Consider the following 16985-nt stretch of genomic DNA (forward strand, 5'->3'; position numbering starts at 1 on the left):
ATCTTCACAGTTCCTTAATAGTATGTTAAAAACATGTTTAAAAAGGTCATCCTGTCACCAGGGTCGCGGTAAATAAGCCCGTTTAAAAAGGGCGTAGCCATTAACCGGGACATATCTCTTTTATTACTGTTAACTTGCAGATCAACACTATGAAAACAAAATCAACGTCGAGTGGATCGCCCGCCTCACCGGGAACCAAAAAACGTCTTGTTATGCTTTTTCTGCCCGTGCTGGTCACGGTGCTGCTGCTGCTGACGCCGGTCCCCGGCGGGCTGGAGCCTTACGCCTGGCGCTTCTTCGCGGTGTTCGTCGGCGTCATCGTTGGCCTGATCTTCGAACCGTTGCCCGGTGCGGTGATCGGCCTGACCGGGGTGGTGGTCATTGCCCTGTTCAGCCACTGGCTGCTGTTCAGTCCGGCCGAGCTGGCCGACCCCAAATTCCAGGCCGCCACGCAGTCCTTTAAATGGGCGGTCAGCGGGTTCGGCAACTCTACGGTCTGGCTGATTTTCGGCGCGTTTATGTTCGCTGCGGGTTATGACAAGACGCAGTTTGGCCGCCGTCTGGCGCTGATCCTGGTGAAGTATCTGGGGCGACGCAGCCTGACGCTGGGCTACGCCATTACCTTCGCCGATCTGCTGCTGGCGCCTTTTACCCCGTCCAACACGGCGCGCAGCGGCGGGACTATCTACCCGATTATTGCTAACCTGCCGCCGCTGTACGGTTCCAAACCCAACGATCCCAGCGCGCGCAAAATTGGTTCTTATTTAATGTGGGTGGCGATCACCGCAGCCTGTATTACCAGCTCGATGTTCCTGTCGGCGCTCGCGCCTAACCTGCTGGCGCTGGCGCTGGTGAAAAGCATCGTGGGCTTCGATATCTCATGGGGGAACTGGTTCCTCGCCTTCCTGCCACTGGGCCTGCTGCTGATCTTAACCATGCCTTTACTGGCCTACTGGTTCTATCCGCCGGAAGTGAAGATCAACGACGAGGTGCCGCGCTGGGCAAAAAGCGAGCTGGAAAAACTGGGCAAGCTGTCGCGCAACGAAATGCTGCTGCTGCTGTTTGTCTGCTGCGCGCTGCTGATGTGGATTTTCGCCACCAGCTGGATTGAACCGGCCATGGCGGCGCTGCTGGTCGTGGTGCTGATGCTGTGGACGGGCGTGCTGAACTGGAACGATATCACCAGCAATAAACCGGCCTGGAACACCTTCGCCTGGTTCGCCACGCTGGTGGCGTTGGCGGATGGCCTGGCGCGCGTCGGCTTTATTGCCTGGCTGGGCAAAGAAGGCGGCCAGCTGCTGACCGGCATCGATCCGCAAGTGGCGGCCGTGATGCTGCTGGTGGCCTTCTTCCTGCTGCACTACCTTTTTGCCAGCACCACCGCTCATACCACCGCGCTGCTGCCGGCCATGCTGACCATCGCTGCCGCCATTCCGGGCATCAATATGCCGGTCTACTGCCTGATGATGGTGACCTCGCTCGGCGTGATGGGGATTATTACCCCATACGGCACCGGCCCCAGCCCAATCTACTACGGCAGCGGCTATCTGCCGACCAAAGACTACTGGCGGCTTGGCACTATTTTCGGCGCGATTTTCCTCGGCGGCATGATGCTGATTGCCTATCCATGGATGGTCATGATGTTCTGACCGTAAAAAAACCCAGGCTGACGGGCCTTTTCCGGCCCCGGCCTCTTTCCTTGCCGCGGCGCACGCTACGGCTTACCAGGTGAGCAAAATGTCAAACAAACCTTTCGTCTATCAGAACCCTTTTCCTCTCGCCCCTGACGAAACCGAATACTATCTGCTGAGCAGCGATCACGTTTCCGTCAGCGAATTCGCCGGTCAGGAAGTGCTGAAAGTCGAGCCGGAAGCGCTGACTTTGCTGGCGCAGCAGGCGTTTCACGATGCCGCTTTTATGCTGCGTCCCGCACACCAGCGCCAGGTCGCCGCTATTCTGAGCGATCCGGAGGCCAGCGAGAACGACAAGTATGTGGCGCTGCAATTCTTAAGAAACTCCGAGATCGCGGCGAAAGGCGTGCTGCCAACCTGCCAGGATACCGGCACAGCCATTATTATGGGCAAAAAAGGCCAGCGCGTCTGGACCGGCGGCGGCGATGAAGCGGCGCTGTCGCAGGGCGTTTACAACACCTACAGCCAGGATAATCTGCGCTACTCGCAGAACGTCGCGCTGGATATGTATCGCGAGATCAATACCGGTACTAACCTGCCTGCGCAGATCGACCTCTACAGCGTGGACGGCGATGAGTATAAATTTCTCTGCATGGCTAAAGGCGGCGGCTCCGCCAACAAAACCTACCTGTGGCAGGAGACGCGCGCTCTGCTCAACCCCGGCAGGCTGGAGGCCTGGCTGACCGAGAAAATGCGCACGCTGGGCACGGCGGCCTGCCCGCCTTACCATATCGCCTTTGTGATCGGCGGCACCTCGGCCGAAAGCACCCTGAAAACGGTCAAGCTGGCCTCAACGCACTACTATGACGGCCTGCCGTTTGAAGGCAATGAGCATGGCCAGGCGTTCCGCGATCGCGAGCTGGAGCAGGCGCTGCTGGCGGCCGCGCAGAAGCTGGGGCTGGGCGCCCAGTTCGGCGGCAAATACTTCGCCCACGATATTCGGGTGATCCGCCTGCCGCGCCACGGCGCTTCCTGCCCGGTCGGCATGGGCGTTTCCTGCTCCGCCGACCGCAATATCAAAGCGAAAATCAACCGCGATGGCATCTGGATTGAAAAGCTGGAGGATAATCCGGGACGCTATATTCCGGCCGAACTGCGCCAGCAGGGTGAAGGCGAGGTGCATCAGATTAACCTCAACCGGCCGATAGAAGAGGTTCTGGCGCAGCTGTCGCGCTTCCCGGTTTCTACCCGGCTTTCGCTAAGCGGTACCATTATCGTGGCGCGCGATATTGCCCATGCGAAGTTCGCCGAACGGCTGGAAAGAGGCGAAGGTTTACCGCAGTACCTGAAAGATCACCCCGTTTACTACGCCGGCCCGGCCAAAACCCCCGAAGGCTATGCTTCCGGCTCGCTTGGCCCGACAACCGCCGGACGAATGGATTCTTATGTCGATCGTTTACAGGCCAACGGCGGCAGCCTGATTATGCTGGCGAAAGGCAACCGCAGCCAGCAGGTGACCGACGCCTGTCGCGAACACGGTGGCTTTTACCTGGGCAGTATCGGCGGCCCGGCGGCGGTGCTGGCGCAGCAGAGTATCAAGAGCCTGGAGTGCGTGGAATACCCGGAGCTGGGTATGGAAGCGGTATGGAAGATTGAGGTGGAAAACTTCCCGGCGTTTATCCTGGTCGATGATAAAGGCAACGACTTTTTCACGCTGATTGCGCAAAATCAGTGCGGTAAATGCGCCAAATAATCAGCGGCCCCTTTATCGAATAAAGGAGCCAGCCATGAGCGCGCCAGATAAAGGCTGCTGGCGCGCTAATACAACGACAGTGCCCTGCCCGTTACATGCCCTGTAAATTCGCTTCTTATCCACCCTGTTTATTTGCTGGCGCTGCTTACCCCCTGTAAAAAATAACCTACACCCCATCTCTGGGGGAAACAGAAGCGCGCAGTAAAAATGAACCTGATAAAATACCACAGGGTTATTTTTGAAAAACGACTGGTAAAACAAGCGGGTCTTGTTACGAGCCTGGCTATAACGATGAAAAGCTCCGTTAAGAAACAGAACACATATTCCGCCCATCTTCTTTATACTATTTCAGGAAAACGTCATTCGTTTAAAAAGAAGCGCGCAGGCTATTATTTATTATTCTCCGAAGCGTCTTTACTGGCAGACTGAAGAATAAGCGCGTAGCGCGCCAGCAGCTGTTTTAAGCGATTCTCTATTTTCCCTCTTAATACCGGCGATAGCGGATTCGACTCAAGCTGACGCAACAGCTCCTCTGCGGGCTGCATCGCTTCCAGAGGCTGCCGAAGAGTGACCAGCTGAGCCTCGAATTCCGTATAGGTAAGACAGCCAGCGCGCTGCTCCTCCGGCACCTTCACCAGCGCCAGCATTTTTTTTAATCTCAACCGTGCCGTATGCCACAGCACCAGCTGCTCCCTGGGCAGCGCGGCCAGCATAACGGCCTCCTGCCAGTTTTTATCCTGGCCGCCCAGCTCTGGCGTAACCTGGCGGGCCAGCAGAGCAATCCGCTGCGCTTTATCCGGCTCGGGCTGCATCAGCTGCAAAGCCCACGAGCCTAAAGCGCACAGCAGGCAGGCGACAACCATGCCGGCAAAAAAGCCCCGGCTACGCTCCCAAAAACTAAAACTGACCGTGAGCGCGCCAGAGCTGGTCATATCACCCGGCACGTAAACCAGCGGCGTGAACTCATCGCTACGACCGGCCCGCGCCAGGGTCGCCCTCGTCAGCATGGTCCGGTCAGTTTTGAGCTGGCGTTCCGGCACGGTAAGCTGCGCTATAAGCTCGCTGATTTGGATATTCAGGCGATCAAGCTGGCTCAGATGCTTGTAGGCCAGCACCTCAAGCGTGTTGACATTTTGTTCCAGCTGCGCCTGCAGTCGGTAAAGCAGATCGAGATCGCTCGCTTCCGGCTGAAGCTCCTTAAGCCGTTGTTGCATCCCGGCGCTCAGCCAGGTCACAATCGCCAGCCGGGCGGAAAGCGGCTGCGGCCAGAGCGTCGGCCACTGATGTTTCATCATTGCCGTAATGATTTCAAACCCTTCGCACAATCCCGGCAGCCCGGCGCTGTGCGCCCTGGCCAGCGTATACCAGGCCACGCTTTGCAAATCCATGCCGTTCGCCCGAAAAAGCGCGATCGCGAGCGCCTCCACGCGCTGCCAGTCCGGGCCTGACTCGCCAGGCTGATTGAGCAAGGCGATTTCCTGCCGCAGGGCGGAAAATTCCGCCAGCGCGCGAGGATCGCCGCCTGTCTGCAAAATATTGTCGCCGTGTGTTGTCATGCCGGTTGTTCCTTTTTTCCAATAATTCTGTCAATCCCTGAATGGACCTCAAGCGTTTGCGTCAATATACTTTCCCACGTCACGATAAAAAATTTTCCTCAGGACAGAGGATAAAACCGTGATGTCACCCTAAAGTCACCTGTAATATATTAACCATAATAGTGATTTGCAAAAGTAATTTATCGTTCCTCGTTGCAATGAGGATGCTTCTTCACAAAACAGGCGGCTTTTATTTTCATTATTTCACCATCCGATCTTTTTCAGTAACATAAAGCGGCGGCTTGTTGGCAAGCGTAGCAAACAGCTCGCTAAACAATTACCGAAAAAAGATCCTTCATAAATCCACCGTTCCAGTTAGCGGGTTGTTTTTTACGGACGGCCGCTGATATCAGATGGCTTTCAGGAAGCTATTAGCCGCCGCATCCTGAATAAGCCATTTTTAATTTGTTTGCTTAATAGATTTGATTAAATATTTCCAGTTTGTACCCCTTTTCTTTCATGCGCCGTTGATAAAAAGCCTGGTGCATCACATTTCGCGGCACCGGCCCGGGCGAACTCCGGAATTTCGTCTAAAGTTTGTTTCAGGGTCAATAACTTACAGCTATTCGATTGGGATAGGGAGAACGACTAATGCAGAAAGTTGAAAAACGTCAATGGAAAACCGTGCTGTCGCTGCCGTTGCTGATTGCCGCGCTGACGCAGGCCGGCTTCGCCGCTGCCGCCGATGGGCAGCCGCAGCCGCCTGATATGACGCTGGGGCCGCTGTTTAAGGCGGTGCAGGCCGCTAAACTGTTTCCCGATCAAAAGACCTTCGCCGACGCCCTGCCGAAAACCAGTCCCAGCCTGATCCTGGCAGACTGGCAGATGCAGAGAAAACAGCGCAATTTCGACCTGCGCCGATTTGTGAATACCAACTTCACGCTGCCCACCAACGGCCCGGCCTACGTGCCACCTGCCGGACAGAGCCTGCGTGAACATATCGACGGGCTGTGGCCGGTACTGACCCGTAACGCCACGCCGGTTAACCAGTGGGATTCTCTGCTGGCGTTGCCCAAGCCTTATGTCGTGCCGGGCGGCCGCTTCCGGGAGATTTACTATTGGGACAGCTATTTCACGATGCTTGGCCTGGCGGAAAGCGGCCACTGGGATCGCGTGCAGGATATGGTGGATAACTTCGCCTCGCTGCTGGATAAATATGGCCATATCCCTAACGGCAACCGCAGCTATTATCTCAGCCGCTCGCAGCCGCCTTTCTTCAGCCTGATGGTCGACCTGCTGGCGACGCATAAAGGCGACAGCGTCTATCGTCAGTACCTGCCGGAGCTGCAGAAAGAGTATGACTACTGGATGAACGGCGCTGACCACCTCAAAGCGGGCGAAGCCAGCAAGCGGCTGGTGAAGCTGAAAGACGGCGCGCTGCTGAACCGCTATTGGGACGCCCGTGACGTGCCGCGTACCGAATCTTATATGGACGACATCGCGACGGTGGAAAAAGCTAAAGGACGCGATAAGGGCGAGCTTTATCGCGATCTTCGCTCGGGCGCGGCCTCCGGCTGGGATTTCAGCTCACGCTGGTTCGCTAAGCCGGACGATATCTCCTCGATTCAAACCACCGCTATTTTGCCGGTCGATCTGAACTCGCTGATGTTTCATCTGGAAAAAACGCTGGCGCGCGCCAATAAAGAGGCCGGTCAGGCGGACGCCAGCGAGCGCTTTGCGCAGCGGGCCGAACAGCGCCAGCAGGCGATTAACCGCTATTTCTGGGATGAAAAACAGGGCTGGTACGCCGACTATGACTGGAAGATGGCGCAAGTTCGTCCGCAGCTGACGGCCGCGACGCTGTTCCCGCTTTATCTCAAGGCGGCAACGGCGGATCAGGCCAACCGCACGGCGACGGCGGTCCAGGCGCAGCTGGTGAAGGAAGGCGGCCTGGTAACAACCAACGTCAACAACGGCCAGCAGTGGGATGCGCCAAACGGCTGGGCGCCGTTGCAGTGGGCAGCCGTGGAAGGGCTGAACAACTACGGCAAGCAGACGCTGGCGAAAGATATCGGCATGCGCTTTTTGAAAAACGTGCAGACCACCTATGACAAAGAGCACAAGCTGGTCGAAAAATATGTGGTGGAAGGCAATAACCTGGGCGGCGGCGGCGGCGGTGAATACCCGCTACAGGACGGCTTCGGCTGGACTAACGGCGTCACGCTGAAGTTAATGGATCTCTACTGCCCGAAAGGGGTGGTATGTAATAACGTCGGCGATATCACTAAAGGCCAGTAAGCCTTTCTTCAGGCGGTCCAGGATCGCCTGATTTCCCCCTGCTTGTTTCTCTCCCTTCGTTGCTTACCAGAAAATCACGCACGCTTGCCTGATTCCTCCTGCTTATTTTTCCCCTTCACGCCGTTTATCAGAAAAATCACGGATTGTACGCCGTAGTTGTAAAGATAATAATTATCATTAAGATTGTCATACTCTTTACACTTTTGCTGCCAGCCGTTAACAAGTCCGGCAGCGCTTTCTGTTTGAACTCTGAAAGGGAAGAAGCATGGTTTTCGCTCAAAAACGCCTGCTGTTCTGTACTACGCTGTTTGTCTCGCCCGTTGCCCTTTGCGCCGCCGATACGCTGGTCGTTACCGCCGCTCCTGCCGAAACGGCCACTACGCCGACCTCCGGCTATAACGCCACCACCAGCCAGGGCGCAATGAAAACCGACCGGCCGCTGGCGCTTACCGCGCAGGCCGTTTCCGTTGTCACCCGACAGCAGATGGAGGATCAGGGCGCAACCGACGTCAACCAGGCGCTGAGCTATACCGCCGGTGCTTTTACGAATTTTGCCGGCGCAGCCAGCCGCTACGATACCGTTTCGCTGCGCGGCTTCCACGGCGGCGACGTGGATAATATCTTCCTGGACGGCTTGCGGCTGATGAGCGATCCCGGCAGCTACAATATACTGCAGGTCGATCCCTGGTTTCTGGAACGTATCGACGTAATTAAAGGCCCCTCATCGGCGCTTTATGGTCAAACGGTGCCCGGCGGGCTGGTGATGGAAAGTTCGAAGCGTCCGCAGTTCAGCCAGCAGGGCCATTTCCGCGCCTCGGCGGGCAACCATAACAGCACCAGCACCGCCTTTGATTATACCGACGCCATTAACGAACAGTGGGCATTCCGGCTGACCGGCCTTAGCCGCCACAGCGATACGCAATACGATCATACGCGCGAAGAGAAATACGCCCTTTCCCCTTCCCTGCTCTGGCAGCCGGATGAAGATACCTCTCTGCTGCTGCGCGCTTATCTACAGAAGGATCCTTCCGGTGGCTATCACGGCGCGGTGCCCGGCGACGGCAGTATTACTGAACATAACGGACGCAAGCTGAGTACCGGCTTTTACGATGGCGACAGTTCTCTGGATCAATTTAAACGGCGCGAGCAGATTTACAGCTATGAATTTGCCCATCGCTTTAACGATACCTGGGCTTTCCGCTCCAACGCCAGCTACGCCCATTCCAATGTCGATCTCGATCAGGTTTACCAAATTGGCTGGGATACGGCTGACGCGGATCGGCTGAACCGCTATTACTCCGGCTCCCGCTCGTCACTCGATGCCTTTGCGCTGGATAATCAGCTGGAGGCGGATTTCGCCACGGGCGAGCTGGCACACAAAGTCGTGCTGGGCGCGGAGTACCATCAGTATAAAAACGATCTTTACGAAGCCAGCGGCAACGCCAGCCAGCTGAACGCGCGCACGGGTGAAGCGCTGGGGCCGCAGCCGGATTACGATTTTTCCCGCTCGCAGCGCCGCTACTATCAGACCGGCGTTTATTTGCAGGACGAGATGAGCTGGCAGCAGTGGCATCTGGATCTGTCCGGGCGCTATGACCGTATCGTATCGCAAACGGAGAACGATGCGACGGCAGACAAGCATCGCCGCCAGGACGATCATCTCAGCGGGCGCGCCGCGCTGCTTTACGCCTTTGCCAACGGCGTTTCGCCTTACGTCAGCTACAGCCAGGCGATTACGCCGCAGTCCCTTTCCGACATTAACGGCAATCTGCTACAGCCGACGACCTCGGAGCAGTATGAAACCGGCGTGAAATATCAGCCGCCGGGCACCTCGGATCTCTATAGCGCGGCAGTGTACGATTTAACGCAGAAAGATGTGGGCAACCGCGTGGTTAAGGAATCCTATTACGACCCGGCAGGCAAAGTGCATTCGCAGGGGCTGGAGCTGGAAGCCCATCACCAGTGGACGCCGCGCCTGAGCACGCTGGCCAGCTACACGCTTAATCACGTCCGTTATAAGGATGCCGTGGACGGCAACGACGGCCACACGCCTTATGTGACGCCAAATTCGATGGCTTCTTTCTGGGGTAAATATCAGTTTGCGTGGGGCGTCAGCGCGGGCGCGGGCGTACGCTATATCGGCAAGCAGTGGGCAGACAATGAAAACACCACGCGCCTGCCCTCCGTCACGCTGTTTGACGCTTCGGTACGGGCCGATCTTGGCGTCTGGAACCCCAGCCTGAAAGGCGCGTTTGTGCAGCTTAACGCGACTAACCTCACCGACCGTCACTACGTCGCGGCCTGCTACGGCACGGGCTACTGCTACTGGGGAGCGGAACGTTCGGTGATGGCCACCGTCGGCTACGATTTCTGAGGCAGATAAGAAAAACCCCACGCCGGAGCGTGGGGTTTCTCAGTAAGCTTTACCGCTGCGCGATTAGCTTCTGACTTTACGGTAGATCCACAGCACAACGATGGCGCCAATGACCGCCACGATAAAGCTGCCGAAGTTGAAGCCGTCTACCTTGCCGAAACCGAACAGCGTACTGATCCAGCCGCCGACCACGGCGCCGACTACGCCCAGGATCACGGTGATAATAATACCGCCGCCATCTTTACCCGGCATAACCCACTTAGCGATGATACCGGCAATCAGACCGAAAATGATCCATGACAAAATTCCCATTTACTGCTCCTTTGCTTGTACTGATTAGACGGCATAAGTATAGGCAAGATTTCTAACTCTGTGATTTAAAGCCAAACTTTTTGCAGTTTTTTTTTCGGACCGGCTAAAGCGTCACGCGCCGATGCCGATAATTTGACGTAACACCGCCAGGTGCGGGTTTGCTGACACCCAATCGGAGTAGGACGTGAAAGAAGAAGAAAAAGAACAATATCTCAAGCGTGGCCCGCTCGCCGTGCTTGCCGTATTAAAAAATCTGCTGAAAAATCAGACGCCTGTTCTGGTTTCCCATGCAAGGGGCCAGTTTATTACGCGGCTGCTGTATGCGGATAAAGAGCGTCTGATCGTCGACTACGGCAGCAATGAGTATGAAAACCAGCTGGCGCTGGAAATGAATGAACTGCATCTGGCCGCAGAAACCTACGGCGCAAAAGTCGAGTTTACGCTTAACGCCCTTGAAAACGACAGTCATGAAGGCCTGCCTGCCTTTGGCGCCGGGCTGCCCGACGAGCTGTTGATGATCCAACGACGTGAGTTCTTTCGCGTGGCCGTCCCGCTTGACCCCATTTTTTACTGCTATGTCAAATGGCCGGACGGCAGCGGCCAGGGCCGGATGCGAGTCCAGGATCTCTCGCTGGGCGGTATCGGCGTGTTAAGCGATTCTCCCATTCCGGAAAGCCTGGAGGGTGGCGAAATCTTTAAGAAAGTGTGTGTTGAACTGGGCGAATATGGTCGCCTTGAGGCGGACGCCACGCTGATTAACGTCGGCGAGCGCAGCGTGGTAGGCAATAAAAATGAAACCGTGGTCACGCCGCGCCTGAGCTTTCGCTTCGCCTCGCTGGATTTCAGCCAGGAGCGCCTGTTACAGAACGTGATTTTCTCGCTGGAACGTCTGGCGCGCGAAAAAGCTACCCGCTTTCAGTAGCCGTAAGCCATCCCGCTGACGCAGCAAGCTTTATCAGGTCGCGCGTCCACTAAATTGTCCGGTAGGCCGTGGTCACCTTCCACAAATAGCGCGGCGCCTGCGCTGCCGGATGCTTGTTCTGTACATGCTGATAAAACTCTTCCGGCGTCATGGCATTGATCATGGCAATAGCCCGATCCCTGTCGCGTGAGAACGTTCTCAGCAGCGCGCCTGCGCCATTGGCGTAGGAAACAATAGTGGCGTAGCGCAGCGTTTTCGGATCGCGGATCCCCGACAGCGAACTATCCTGCAAAATTTTCAGATAAGCCGTACCAATATCGATATTTTTCACCGGATCGCGCAGTTCCGAGGTGCTTGGCTGCCCGCGACGGCCCTGTACCCGATAGACTTCCCGGCCCGCCGTAGAGGCTTTTATCTGCATCAATCCAATGGCATTCGACTTGCTGACTACCGTTGGATTGCCGCCCGATTCCACGGAAATGATCGCTTCAACCAGCTTCTGATCGACGCCGTAGTTATGCGCGGCGTTTTCCGTAAACAGCGACCAGGCCTGAGCAACCTTCCCCGGCGGCGCCTTGGTGAGCGGGGTTTGCCGCTGATGTTCATTCGGTTTATGCGGCTGGCTGGCGCACCCTGCCAGCAGGAGCATACTCACGATCGCCACTGTTTTTATGCTCTTCACGCTATTTTATTCCTCTCAGCTTTAGCTTCGCGTTTTATCATAGCGGCGATTTGCCGGGATAATATTACCGAAACTCTTAATTTAGCGCAGCGGTGGATGACTTCAGCTGCGCTTTTCGTCATTATCAGCCGTATTGGACCCTGGATTGCGTAAAATGATTCATTAACCCTGCGCAGAAAACAGATGTCCCGCCTGAAAGTACAAGGCTAACAGCTTTACCGCGACGAAAAACCGTTGAATAAGGGCCAAAATTTAGCCAATTAAGGATAAAAGTGAAGATTATGTCCGTTACTCCACGCACTTTTCATTTGATCGCGCCTTCCGGCTATTGTCAGAATCAGGCGGCCGCGCAGCTCGCCGTGCGGCGTTTGCAGGAGCAGGGTCATCAGGTGACTAACCTGCAAACGATCGCCCGTCGCAGCCAACGTTTTGCCGGTAGCGACGAGCAGCGGCTACAGGATTTGGATTTACGACAGGTCGAAGCGGATATTGTGCTGACGGTTCGCGGCGGCTACGGCGCCACCAGGCTGCTTCCCGGTTTCGATGCCGCCGCGCTGGCGGCGCGTCTGCGCGAGCGCCCGCTGGCAATTTGCGGCCACAGCGACTTTACCGTGATCCAGATGGCGCTGCTGAAGGCGGGCGGACAAACCTTCAGCGGCCCGATGCTGGCAGGCAATTTTGGCGCGGAGGTCGTTTCTGATTTCACCCTCGATCATTTCTGGCGGGCGCTGACCTCGCCCGAATTCACGCTGGAATGGCCCACCGCGCCGCAGGATGTAGACGTTTCGGGCACGGTTTGGGGCGGAAATCTGGCGATGCTGACTTCGCTGATCGGTACGCCGTGGCTGCCGGAGATCGACGGCGGCATCCTGGTGATTGAGGATATTAACGAGCACCCTTTCCGCGTGGAGAGAATGCTGCTGCAGCTGGCGCAGCACGGCGTGCTGGCACGGCAGAAAGCCATTGTCACCGGCAGTTTTACCGGCGTAAAACTCAGCGAGTACGACAACGGCTATGACTTTGAGAGCGTGTGGACGCTAATACGCGAGCTGACCGGCCTGCCGGTGGTGACCGGGCTGGAATTTGGCCATCACTGGAACACCGTCACGCTGCCGCTTGGTGCGCATGGCCAGCTGCGGGTCGCAGGCGATGTCGCCAGGCTGACTCTGTCAGGGCATGCGGTACTGCGGGAGCATTCATGAAGCAGCTGTATGAAGATCTGTGGATCTCAACGCCGGAGTTTCCGCCGGGCGAACGCGATCCGGAAGTGATGATGCACGGTTTTCTGCTGAAGCTTTCACGCGGCAACGTGCTGATTTCACGCGTTGAGGATCATGAAGACCATAATATTATCAGCGATCTCGGCGGGATTTTTCGCCACTATCTGACCCACTGGCACGAGGCTGGCCCGGGCGCGCGACTGCTGCAGCAGCGCTTTAATTCGGCGCTCTATTGCCACAACCGCGCGCTCGGCCCCGTCAGCTCGTTCGCCGAAGCGGACGACACCTTTAATCAGGCGGAAGTGCACTGCGGCAGCCTGCACGTGGTGCCCACGCCGGGCCATACGCCGGGCAGCACCACCTACCTTTATGCTTCGCCCTATGGCAAAACCTATCTGTTTGTCGGCGATACTATCAGCCTCAGCCACCAGCGCTGGGTAACCGTGCTGGTGCCGGAAAGCAACGAGGCCGATCTGAAAAAAACGCTGGAGTTTTATCGGGCGCTGCGCCCGGACGTGGTGCTGATGGGAACCACAAAAGGCCATCTGTCCTGGCAGGAAGTGACGATGCGGGAGTGGCTGGCGCTGCTGGATGAGGCGGAGAACTCGCCGCTGGATCTGCGTCAGCGGCCAGGAGAATAATCGTCGTCTTCCTGCTACAGCGTTTTCGTCAGGTAAAACCGCTGGTGCACGCGCGGATAGTTATCCAGTACCAGCCGGACAACGTAGCCCTGTTTTTCATAGAAAGGCCGGGCCTGGAAGCTGGCGGTATCGACCTGAGCGTAGAGGCAGCCGCGTCGACGGGCCTCTTCTTCCACCGCCTGCATCAGCGCCGTGCCTGTCCCCTGCCCACGCAATGCTTCGCTTACCCAAAGCATATTAATGCGCAACCAGTTGCCCACCGTTGAACCCGTCAGGCCGGCAAGTTTTTTGCCGCTGGCGTCTTCAATAAATGCCCCGATACTTTTTAACTCGCCGATAGCCATAAACTGCGAGTTATAAGCCAGCAGGCCGGCTTCAATTTCCGCCAGTTCGTCCGCCCCAGGCTGGTGCGTTATTCTGATAGTCATAGACTCCTCTTTTATACGTAAAAGTTTGCGGCCCGCGCCGGCCTCCCGGCAAGATTGCCCGACTGACTACTCAGGATTCGACCTTTCCCGACGCATCGGTTCGTTGCAATGTTACCGTGCTGTTTTCGCGTTCGCCGGTGCGGCTACAGGAAACCAGGTTTTTCTTACCGTCATACGAGAAAAAGGTCTCATTGGTGCTTTTGTTCATCACCATCTGGTCTCCGTTGCGAAACAGCACGATAGCCACTTTATCGCCGTTATCGGTACGGGACTGCTGGCTGCCGGACGCAATCTGGAAGTTATCGCCCGCCCACAATACCGTGGTCAGGCCATACTGTGCGTTGGTCACGGTCATGGTTGGCCTGCCCGGACAGGTAATCTGATACTCGCTGTTTTGTAACGGCGCAGTGCCTTCAGAGGATTGAGCGAAAAAAGAACAGGCGCAAAGGCCGCCGAGGGCAAGTAAACGAAGCATGAGCATTCTCCGGGCAAGTGTCTGACAGGTCTGGCACAGTATCCTGCCCGCGTCGTGGTTGGGCCGCAATCGGAAGTGGCCTGGTCTGCGTTACAGGCTGCTCATCTCTTTAATATCCGCCTGGTTTACCGCCTGCTGCCTGCCGGATTCATCGGTGTAGATAACCATACCGGTCGCCTTATCGATTTCCGGCTTCCCTTCAACAACCTTTGTGCTGCCGTCGCGCATATGAATGATATGGTCATTTGCGCAGCCGCTCAGCAAAGTGGCCACGGCAATCAGTGGAAAAAGTAACAATTTTTTCATCTTTTCTCTCCTTAAGTTAACCGAAGGAAGTGTAGTCTATGTGCACAGCAATTTTTGATGATTGCTGCGCAGCGGGAGGGGCCGCAAGTGTCGACCAGATAAGGAAAGTTATCGCCGCCATCAACAAATTTCAGTTGAAGCCAGGCAGATTTAACTGTATTTTTATCCAGCATTGATAACCAGGATCCCTCTCATGTTTGTTGAACTGATTTACGATAAGCGCAACGTTGCGGGCTTACCAAACGCGCAGCAGCTGATTTTAGATGAACTGGAAAAGCGCATTAAGCGAGTTTTCCCCGATGCCGACGTCAAAGTAAAACCTATGCAGGCAAACGGCGTGAAAACGGACGCCAGCAAAAGCGACAAATCGGTAATGTTGAGAATTATTGAAGAAATGTTCGATGAAGCGGACCAGTGGCTGATTGCAGAAGAATTTTGATAACCCTCGCACTTCAGGCGTTATTATAACGATTTTTGCCCGTGGACGGTTGCGTTTTACCGTCTTCATGCCACTATTCTTCTATCAAGTTTCCCTGGTGTTGGCCCGTGATTATCCTCTTTGCGGGCATTTTTTTATCTGAAAACTGAAACCGCACTGATACATCCCCCTCTTTATTACTTTAATGAGTTGTTAAAATTTATTTAAATAAATTTAAATTTCGTAACAACCTAAAGTTTTCTCCGGACGAGCCGACGATCTGAGCAGGCAATTAATTGAGACGCAACTATGGCGGTTATATCTGTTCCTGCGCTGGGAGGACTACTGGCGAAGGCTGAATGGCGTAAAGGCTCGCCGTTAACGAAGGAAGAAGTGGAAAAGATTCGGGATATCACCACGCAGGTTTTAGTACCGGATAATATAGCCCGCACGCTGGATCCTTTTTGCGGATACGCTAATGTCGATCCGCAAAAATGCTGGGAAACCTGGCAACGCTATCGGGCCGACGCGCTGGCCCGAAGGTAATCAGCGGTTTTCCTGCGCTTTTTGATGCTCAGCGATTTCGGCGTAAAGCAGATCGTAAACCTGTGCAGCGTAGGCCGAGCTGTCTCGCAACATTTGAATAGCATCCTCAAGCGTTTGCGGCTCCATCTGGCCTACAATTCGCCACCCCAAAGCGATGTTCTTCGCTTCTTCCAGTCGTTCCGGATGATAGGCATACGCAGCTTCTGACACGAAATTCTCCTGATTTGAGTTTTGGCCCTATTTTACTGAGCAATGGCTGAGCATCTCAACCCTTGATTTAAACAGATTTAACTTTTTTGCCATTTTTACCCATCTTTTACCGGAAAATGTTTCTTTATCCGGCAAATCTACAGGGGATTAAAGAGAAAAACAGACTAATCCTGGCAGAAGAAAGTTGTAAACCCAATGAAGATTAACTACCGCTGGTAAATAATGTAAGGAAATCGTTCGTTTTACCATTATTAATGAAACTTTCCCGTAACAGAACATTTCTGGCGGATTTGGCTTTATTCGCATCGTGAAAGAAAGCGATTTATTAATAGCGGGAGCGGGGATTGACTGCCTTTTAATACAGCAGGTTATGTCTGAAAAGAACGCGCAACAGATTGATGGATAAGCGGCAGAGTGAACATGTATTTATTACGCTAATTTAGCTTAGGTAAGAATAATATATTAATACGGCGTATGACCTTAACAGTACCGTTCAAAAAAAGAACTCCTGCCAGTGAGACAAGCCGACCGGCAGGCGAAAATTTCATCTACCGGGGCGCAGCACGGCAAGGATCTCCGCTACGTTGCCTTTTGAGCGAAATACCGCCGCGCAGAACACCAGATTGATGAGGATAGAAGCCCAGCTGCTATGACTGTAATCATCAAAGAAATAACGAAACGGAACCGAACCATAGGCCAGCACCAGCAGATAGGCCAGCCATGATGCCCACCATTGATGGTGCGCGCCGGGCTTACGGAAAAACATCAGCCGCAGGGCAATTGCCGAGCAGGTGATCACATTGGTAATCACCATAGGATCATTTGTGACCATGAAAGCCTCCTTTGATGCGGGCCAGCCAGGCGGCCGGATCCTGCTGATTAAAGAATGTTAAGGTTTTAATGGCCAGCGCCGAGAGCAGTACCGCTCCAAGCCCATCCAGCGGCCTGTCGCTATATCCCAACAGGCCAGCCAGTTTGGCGCCTACAACATCGGCGCCGAACACGCCCACGATCCATGAGACAACAAAATAAGCAGCCCGCACGCGCAAAGCGATGTCAGCTGCGCCGGCAACATAAAACACCGCTCCGGCAAAAGAGCCAAACAACACGCTGTAGTTCATGCCACCTAACTGACTCGCCACACTCGCTCCGGCTGAAGATACCACACCAATCCTCACTACCATTTCATGAATGAACATAGAGCCCCCTTTCTGCTTCAGCGTCTTCTCAAATG

Annotated in this window: 18 protein-coding genes; 9 read left to right on the top strand and 9 right to left on the bottom strand. The window is 55.2% G+C overall.

Going from position 1 to position 16985, the window contains the following annotated elements:
- The first annotated feature begins 149 nt into the window (after positions 1-149).
- Positions 150-1649, top strand: coding sequence for a DASS family sodium-coupled anion symporter (locus tag QZH36_RS04060; protein WP_125289686.1), 1500 nt, complete (start codon positions 150-152; stop codon positions 1647-1649).
- Positions 1650-1737: 88 nt separating this feature from the next.
- Positions 1738-3384, top strand: a complete 1647-nt coding sequence (fumA, locus tag QZH36_RS04065; RefSeq protein WP_253454523.1) for a class I fumarate hydratase FumA — start codon at positions 1738-1740, stop codon at positions 3382-3384.
- 389 nt (positions 3385-3773) lie between these two features.
- Here the strand turns inward: fumA and QZH36_RS04070 are convergent, their stop codons facing one another.
- The gene (locus tag QZH36_RS04070; RefSeq protein ID WP_253454524.1) at positions 3774-4940 is read right to left on the bottom strand and encodes a type VI secretion system ImpA family N-terminal domain-containing protein; all 1167 of its coding nucleotides are present in this window, start codon (positions 4938-4940) and stop codon (positions 3774-3776) included.
- Positions 4941-5570: 630 nt separating this feature from the next.
- Here QZH36_RS04070 and treA point away from each other — a divergent pair.
- Entirely contained in the window at positions 5571-7217 is a 1647-nt protein-coding gene (treA, locus tag QZH36_RS04075) for an alpha,alpha-trehalase TreA (protein WP_301251747.1), read from the top strand.
- Positions 7218-7482: 265 nt separating this feature from the next.
- Positions 7483-9591 (top strand): TonB-dependent siderophore receptor, encoded by a 2109-nt coding sequence (locus QZH36_RS04080; RefSeq protein WP_253454526.1) that lies wholly within the window; start codon positions 7483-7485, stop codon positions 9589-9591.
- Between the two features lie 63 nt (positions 9592-9654).
- On the opposite strand, the gene QZH36_RS04085 is transcribed toward QZH36_RS04080, so the two are convergent.
- The gene (locus QZH36_RS04085) at positions 9655-9903 is read right to left on the bottom strand and encodes a GlsB/YeaQ/YmgE family stress response membrane protein (protein ID WP_253454527.1); all 249 of its coding nucleotides are present in this window, start codon (positions 9901-9903) and stop codon (positions 9655-9657) included.
- A gap of 184 nt (positions 9904-10087) precedes the next feature.
- Here QZH36_RS04085 and QZH36_RS04090 point away from each other — a divergent pair, with 184 nt between their 5' ends.
- Positions 10088-10825 (top strand): flagellar brake protein, encoded by a 738-nt coding sequence (locus QZH36_RS04090; RefSeq protein WP_253454528.1) that lies wholly within the window; start codon positions 10088-10090, stop codon positions 10823-10825.
- 49 nt (positions 10826-10874) lie between these two features.
- On the opposite strand, the gene emtA is transcribed toward QZH36_RS04090, so the two are convergent.
- Positions 10875-11474, bottom strand: coding sequence for a membrane-bound lytic murein transglycosylase EmtA (gene emtA / locus QZH36_RS04095; RefSeq protein WP_125289821.1), 600 nt, complete (start codon positions 11472-11474; stop codon positions 10875-10877).
- Between the two features lie 314 nt (positions 11475-11788).
- Between emtA and ldcA the strand changes: the two genes are divergently transcribed.
- Positions 11789-12709: a muramoyltetrapeptide carboxypeptidase gene (ldcA, locus tag QZH36_RS04100; protein ID WP_301729694.1), complete on the top strand. Its 921-nt coding sequence runs from the start codon at positions 11789-11791 to the stop codon at positions 12707-12709.
- Positions 12706-13368, top strand: coding sequence for an MBL fold metallo-hydrolase (locus tag QZH36_RS04105; RefSeq protein WP_253454530.1), 663 nt, complete (start codon positions 12706-12708; stop codon positions 13366-13368). Before ldcA ends, QZH36_RS04105 begins: the two co-directional genes overlap by 4 nt.
- A gap of 14 nt (positions 13369-13382) precedes the next feature.
- Here QZH36_RS04105 and QZH36_RS04110 read toward each other — a convergent pair whose 3' ends face one another.
- The 3 genes from QZH36_RS04110 to QZH36_RS04120 all read right to left on the bottom strand — a co-directional run bounded on the left by QZH36_RS04110 (position 13383) and on the right by QZH36_RS04120 (position 14577).
- Positions 13383-13796, bottom strand: coding sequence for a GNAT family N-acetyltransferase (locus QZH36_RS04110; protein ID WP_253454531.1), 414 nt, complete (start codon positions 13794-13796; stop codon positions 13383-13385).
- A 70-nt stretch (positions 13797-13866) separates the two neighbouring features.
- Positions 13867-14271, bottom strand: coding sequence for a hypothetical protein (locus QZH36_RS04115; protein ID WP_253454532.1), 405 nt, complete (start codon positions 14269-14271; stop codon positions 13867-13869).
- A 90-nt stretch (positions 14272-14361) separates the two neighbouring features.
- Positions 14362-14577, bottom strand: a complete 216-nt coding sequence (locus QZH36_RS04120) for a YgdI/YgdR family lipoprotein (RefSeq protein ID WP_253454533.1) — start codon at positions 14575-14577, stop codon at positions 14362-14364.
- Positions 14578-14770: 193 nt separating this feature from the next.
- Here QZH36_RS04120 and QZH36_RS04125 point away from each other — a divergent pair, with 193 nt between their 5' ends.
- Together QZH36_RS04125 and QZH36_RS04130 are read left to right on the top strand one after the other, a co-directional pair.
- Entirely contained in the window at positions 14771-15016 is a 246-nt protein-coding gene (locus QZH36_RS04125; protein ID WP_125289676.1) for a DinI-like family protein, read from the top strand.
- 288 nt (positions 15017-15304) lie between these two features.
- Positions 15305-15541, top strand: coding sequence for a hypothetical protein (locus QZH36_RS04130; RefSeq protein WP_253454535.1), 237 nt, complete (start codon positions 15305-15307; stop codon positions 15539-15541).
- Here the strand turns inward: QZH36_RS04130 and QZH36_RS04135 are convergent, their stop codons facing one another.
- The 3 genes from QZH36_RS04135 to QZH36_RS04145 all read right to left on the bottom strand — a co-directional run bounded on the left by QZH36_RS04135 (position 15542) and on the right by QZH36_RS04145 (position 16950).
- A complete protein-coding gene (locus QZH36_RS04135) occupies positions 15542-15751 on the bottom strand; it encodes a hypothetical protein (RefSeq protein ID WP_301729695.1) in 210 nt (69 codons plus the stop codon).
- A 544-nt stretch (positions 15752-16295) separates the two neighbouring features.
- Entirely contained in the window at positions 16296-16583 is a 288-nt protein-coding gene (locus QZH36_RS04140; RefSeq protein ID WP_253454536.1) for a phage holin family protein, read from the bottom strand.
- Positions 16570-16950 (bottom strand): putative holin, encoded by a 381-nt coding sequence (locus QZH36_RS04145; protein WP_125289672.1) that lies wholly within the window; start codon positions 16948-16950, stop codon positions 16570-16572. The genes QZH36_RS04140 and QZH36_RS04145 overlap by 14 nt, the downstream gene beginning before the upstream one ends.
- Positions 16951-16985 lie beyond the last annotated feature (35 nt).

The sequence above is a fragment of the Erwinia wuhanensis genome, from assembly GCF_030484085.1.
GTDB lineage: Bacteria > Pseudomonadota > Gammaproteobacteria > Enterobacterales > Enterobacteriaceae > Erwinia > Erwinia aeris.

Bases quoted from the DNA above. Each gene is read 5' to 3' on its own strand.
- QZH36_RS04060 (WP_125289686.1), top strand. From the start codon at position 150: ATGAAAACAAAATCAACGTCGAGTGGATCGCCCGCCTCACCGGGAACC.
- fumA (WP_253454523.1), top strand. From the start codon at position 1,738: ATGTCAAACAAACCTTTCGTCTATCAGAACCCTTTTCCTCTCGCCCCT.
- QZH36_RS04070 (WP_253454524.1), bottom strand. From the start codon at position 4,940: ATGACAACACACGGCGACAATATTTTGCAGACAGGCGGCGATCCTCGC.
- treA (WP_301251747.1), top strand. From the start codon at position 5,571: ATGCAGAAAGTTGAAAAACGTCAATGGAAAACCGTGCTGTCGCTGCCG.
- QZH36_RS04080 (WP_253454526.1), top strand. From the start codon at position 7,483: ATGGTTTTCGCTCAAAAACGCCTGCTGTTCTGTACTACGCTGTTTGTC.
- QZH36_RS04085 (WP_253454527.1), bottom strand. From the start codon at position 9,903: ATGGGAATTTTGTCATGGATCATTTTCGGTCTGATTGCCGGTATCATC.
- emtA (WP_125289821.1), bottom strand. From the start codon at position 11,474: ATGCTCCTGCTGGCAGGGTGCGCCAGCCAGCCGCATAAACCGAATGAA.
- ldcA (WP_301729694.1), top strand. From the start codon at position 11,789: ATGTCCGTTACTCCACGCACTTTTCATTTGATCGCGCCTTCCGGCTAT.
- QZH36_RS04105 (WP_253454530.1), top strand. From the start codon at position 12,706: ATGAAGCAGCTGTATGAAGATCTGTGGATCTCAACGCCGGAGTTTCCG.
- QZH36_RS04110 (WP_253454531.1), bottom strand. From the start codon at position 13,796: ATGACTATCAGAATAACGCACCAGCCTGGGGCGGACGAACTGGCGGAA.
- QZH36_RS04115 (WP_253454532.1), bottom strand. From the start codon at position 14,271: ATGCTTCGTTTACTTGCCCTCGGCGGCCTTTGCGCCTGTTCTTTTTTC.
- QZH36_RS04120 (WP_253454533.1), bottom strand. From the start codon at position 14,577: ATGAAAAAATTGTTACTTTTTCCACTGATTGCCGTGGCCACTTTGCTG.
- QZH36_RS04125 (WP_125289676.1), top strand. From the start codon at position 14,771: ATGTTTGTTGAACTGATTTACGATAAGCGCAACGTTGCGGGCTTACCA.
- QZH36_RS04130 (WP_253454535.1), top strand. From the start codon at position 15,305: ATGGCGGTTATATCTGTTCCTGCGCTGGGAGGACTACTGGCGAAGGCT.
- QZH36_RS04140 (WP_253454536.1), bottom strand. From the start codon at position 16,583: ATGGTCACAAATGATCCTATGGTGATTACCAATGTGATCACCTGCTCG.
- QZH36_RS04145 (WP_125289672.1), bottom strand. From the start codon at position 16,950: ATGTTCATTCATGAAATGGTAGTGAGGATTGGTGTGGTATCTTCAGCC.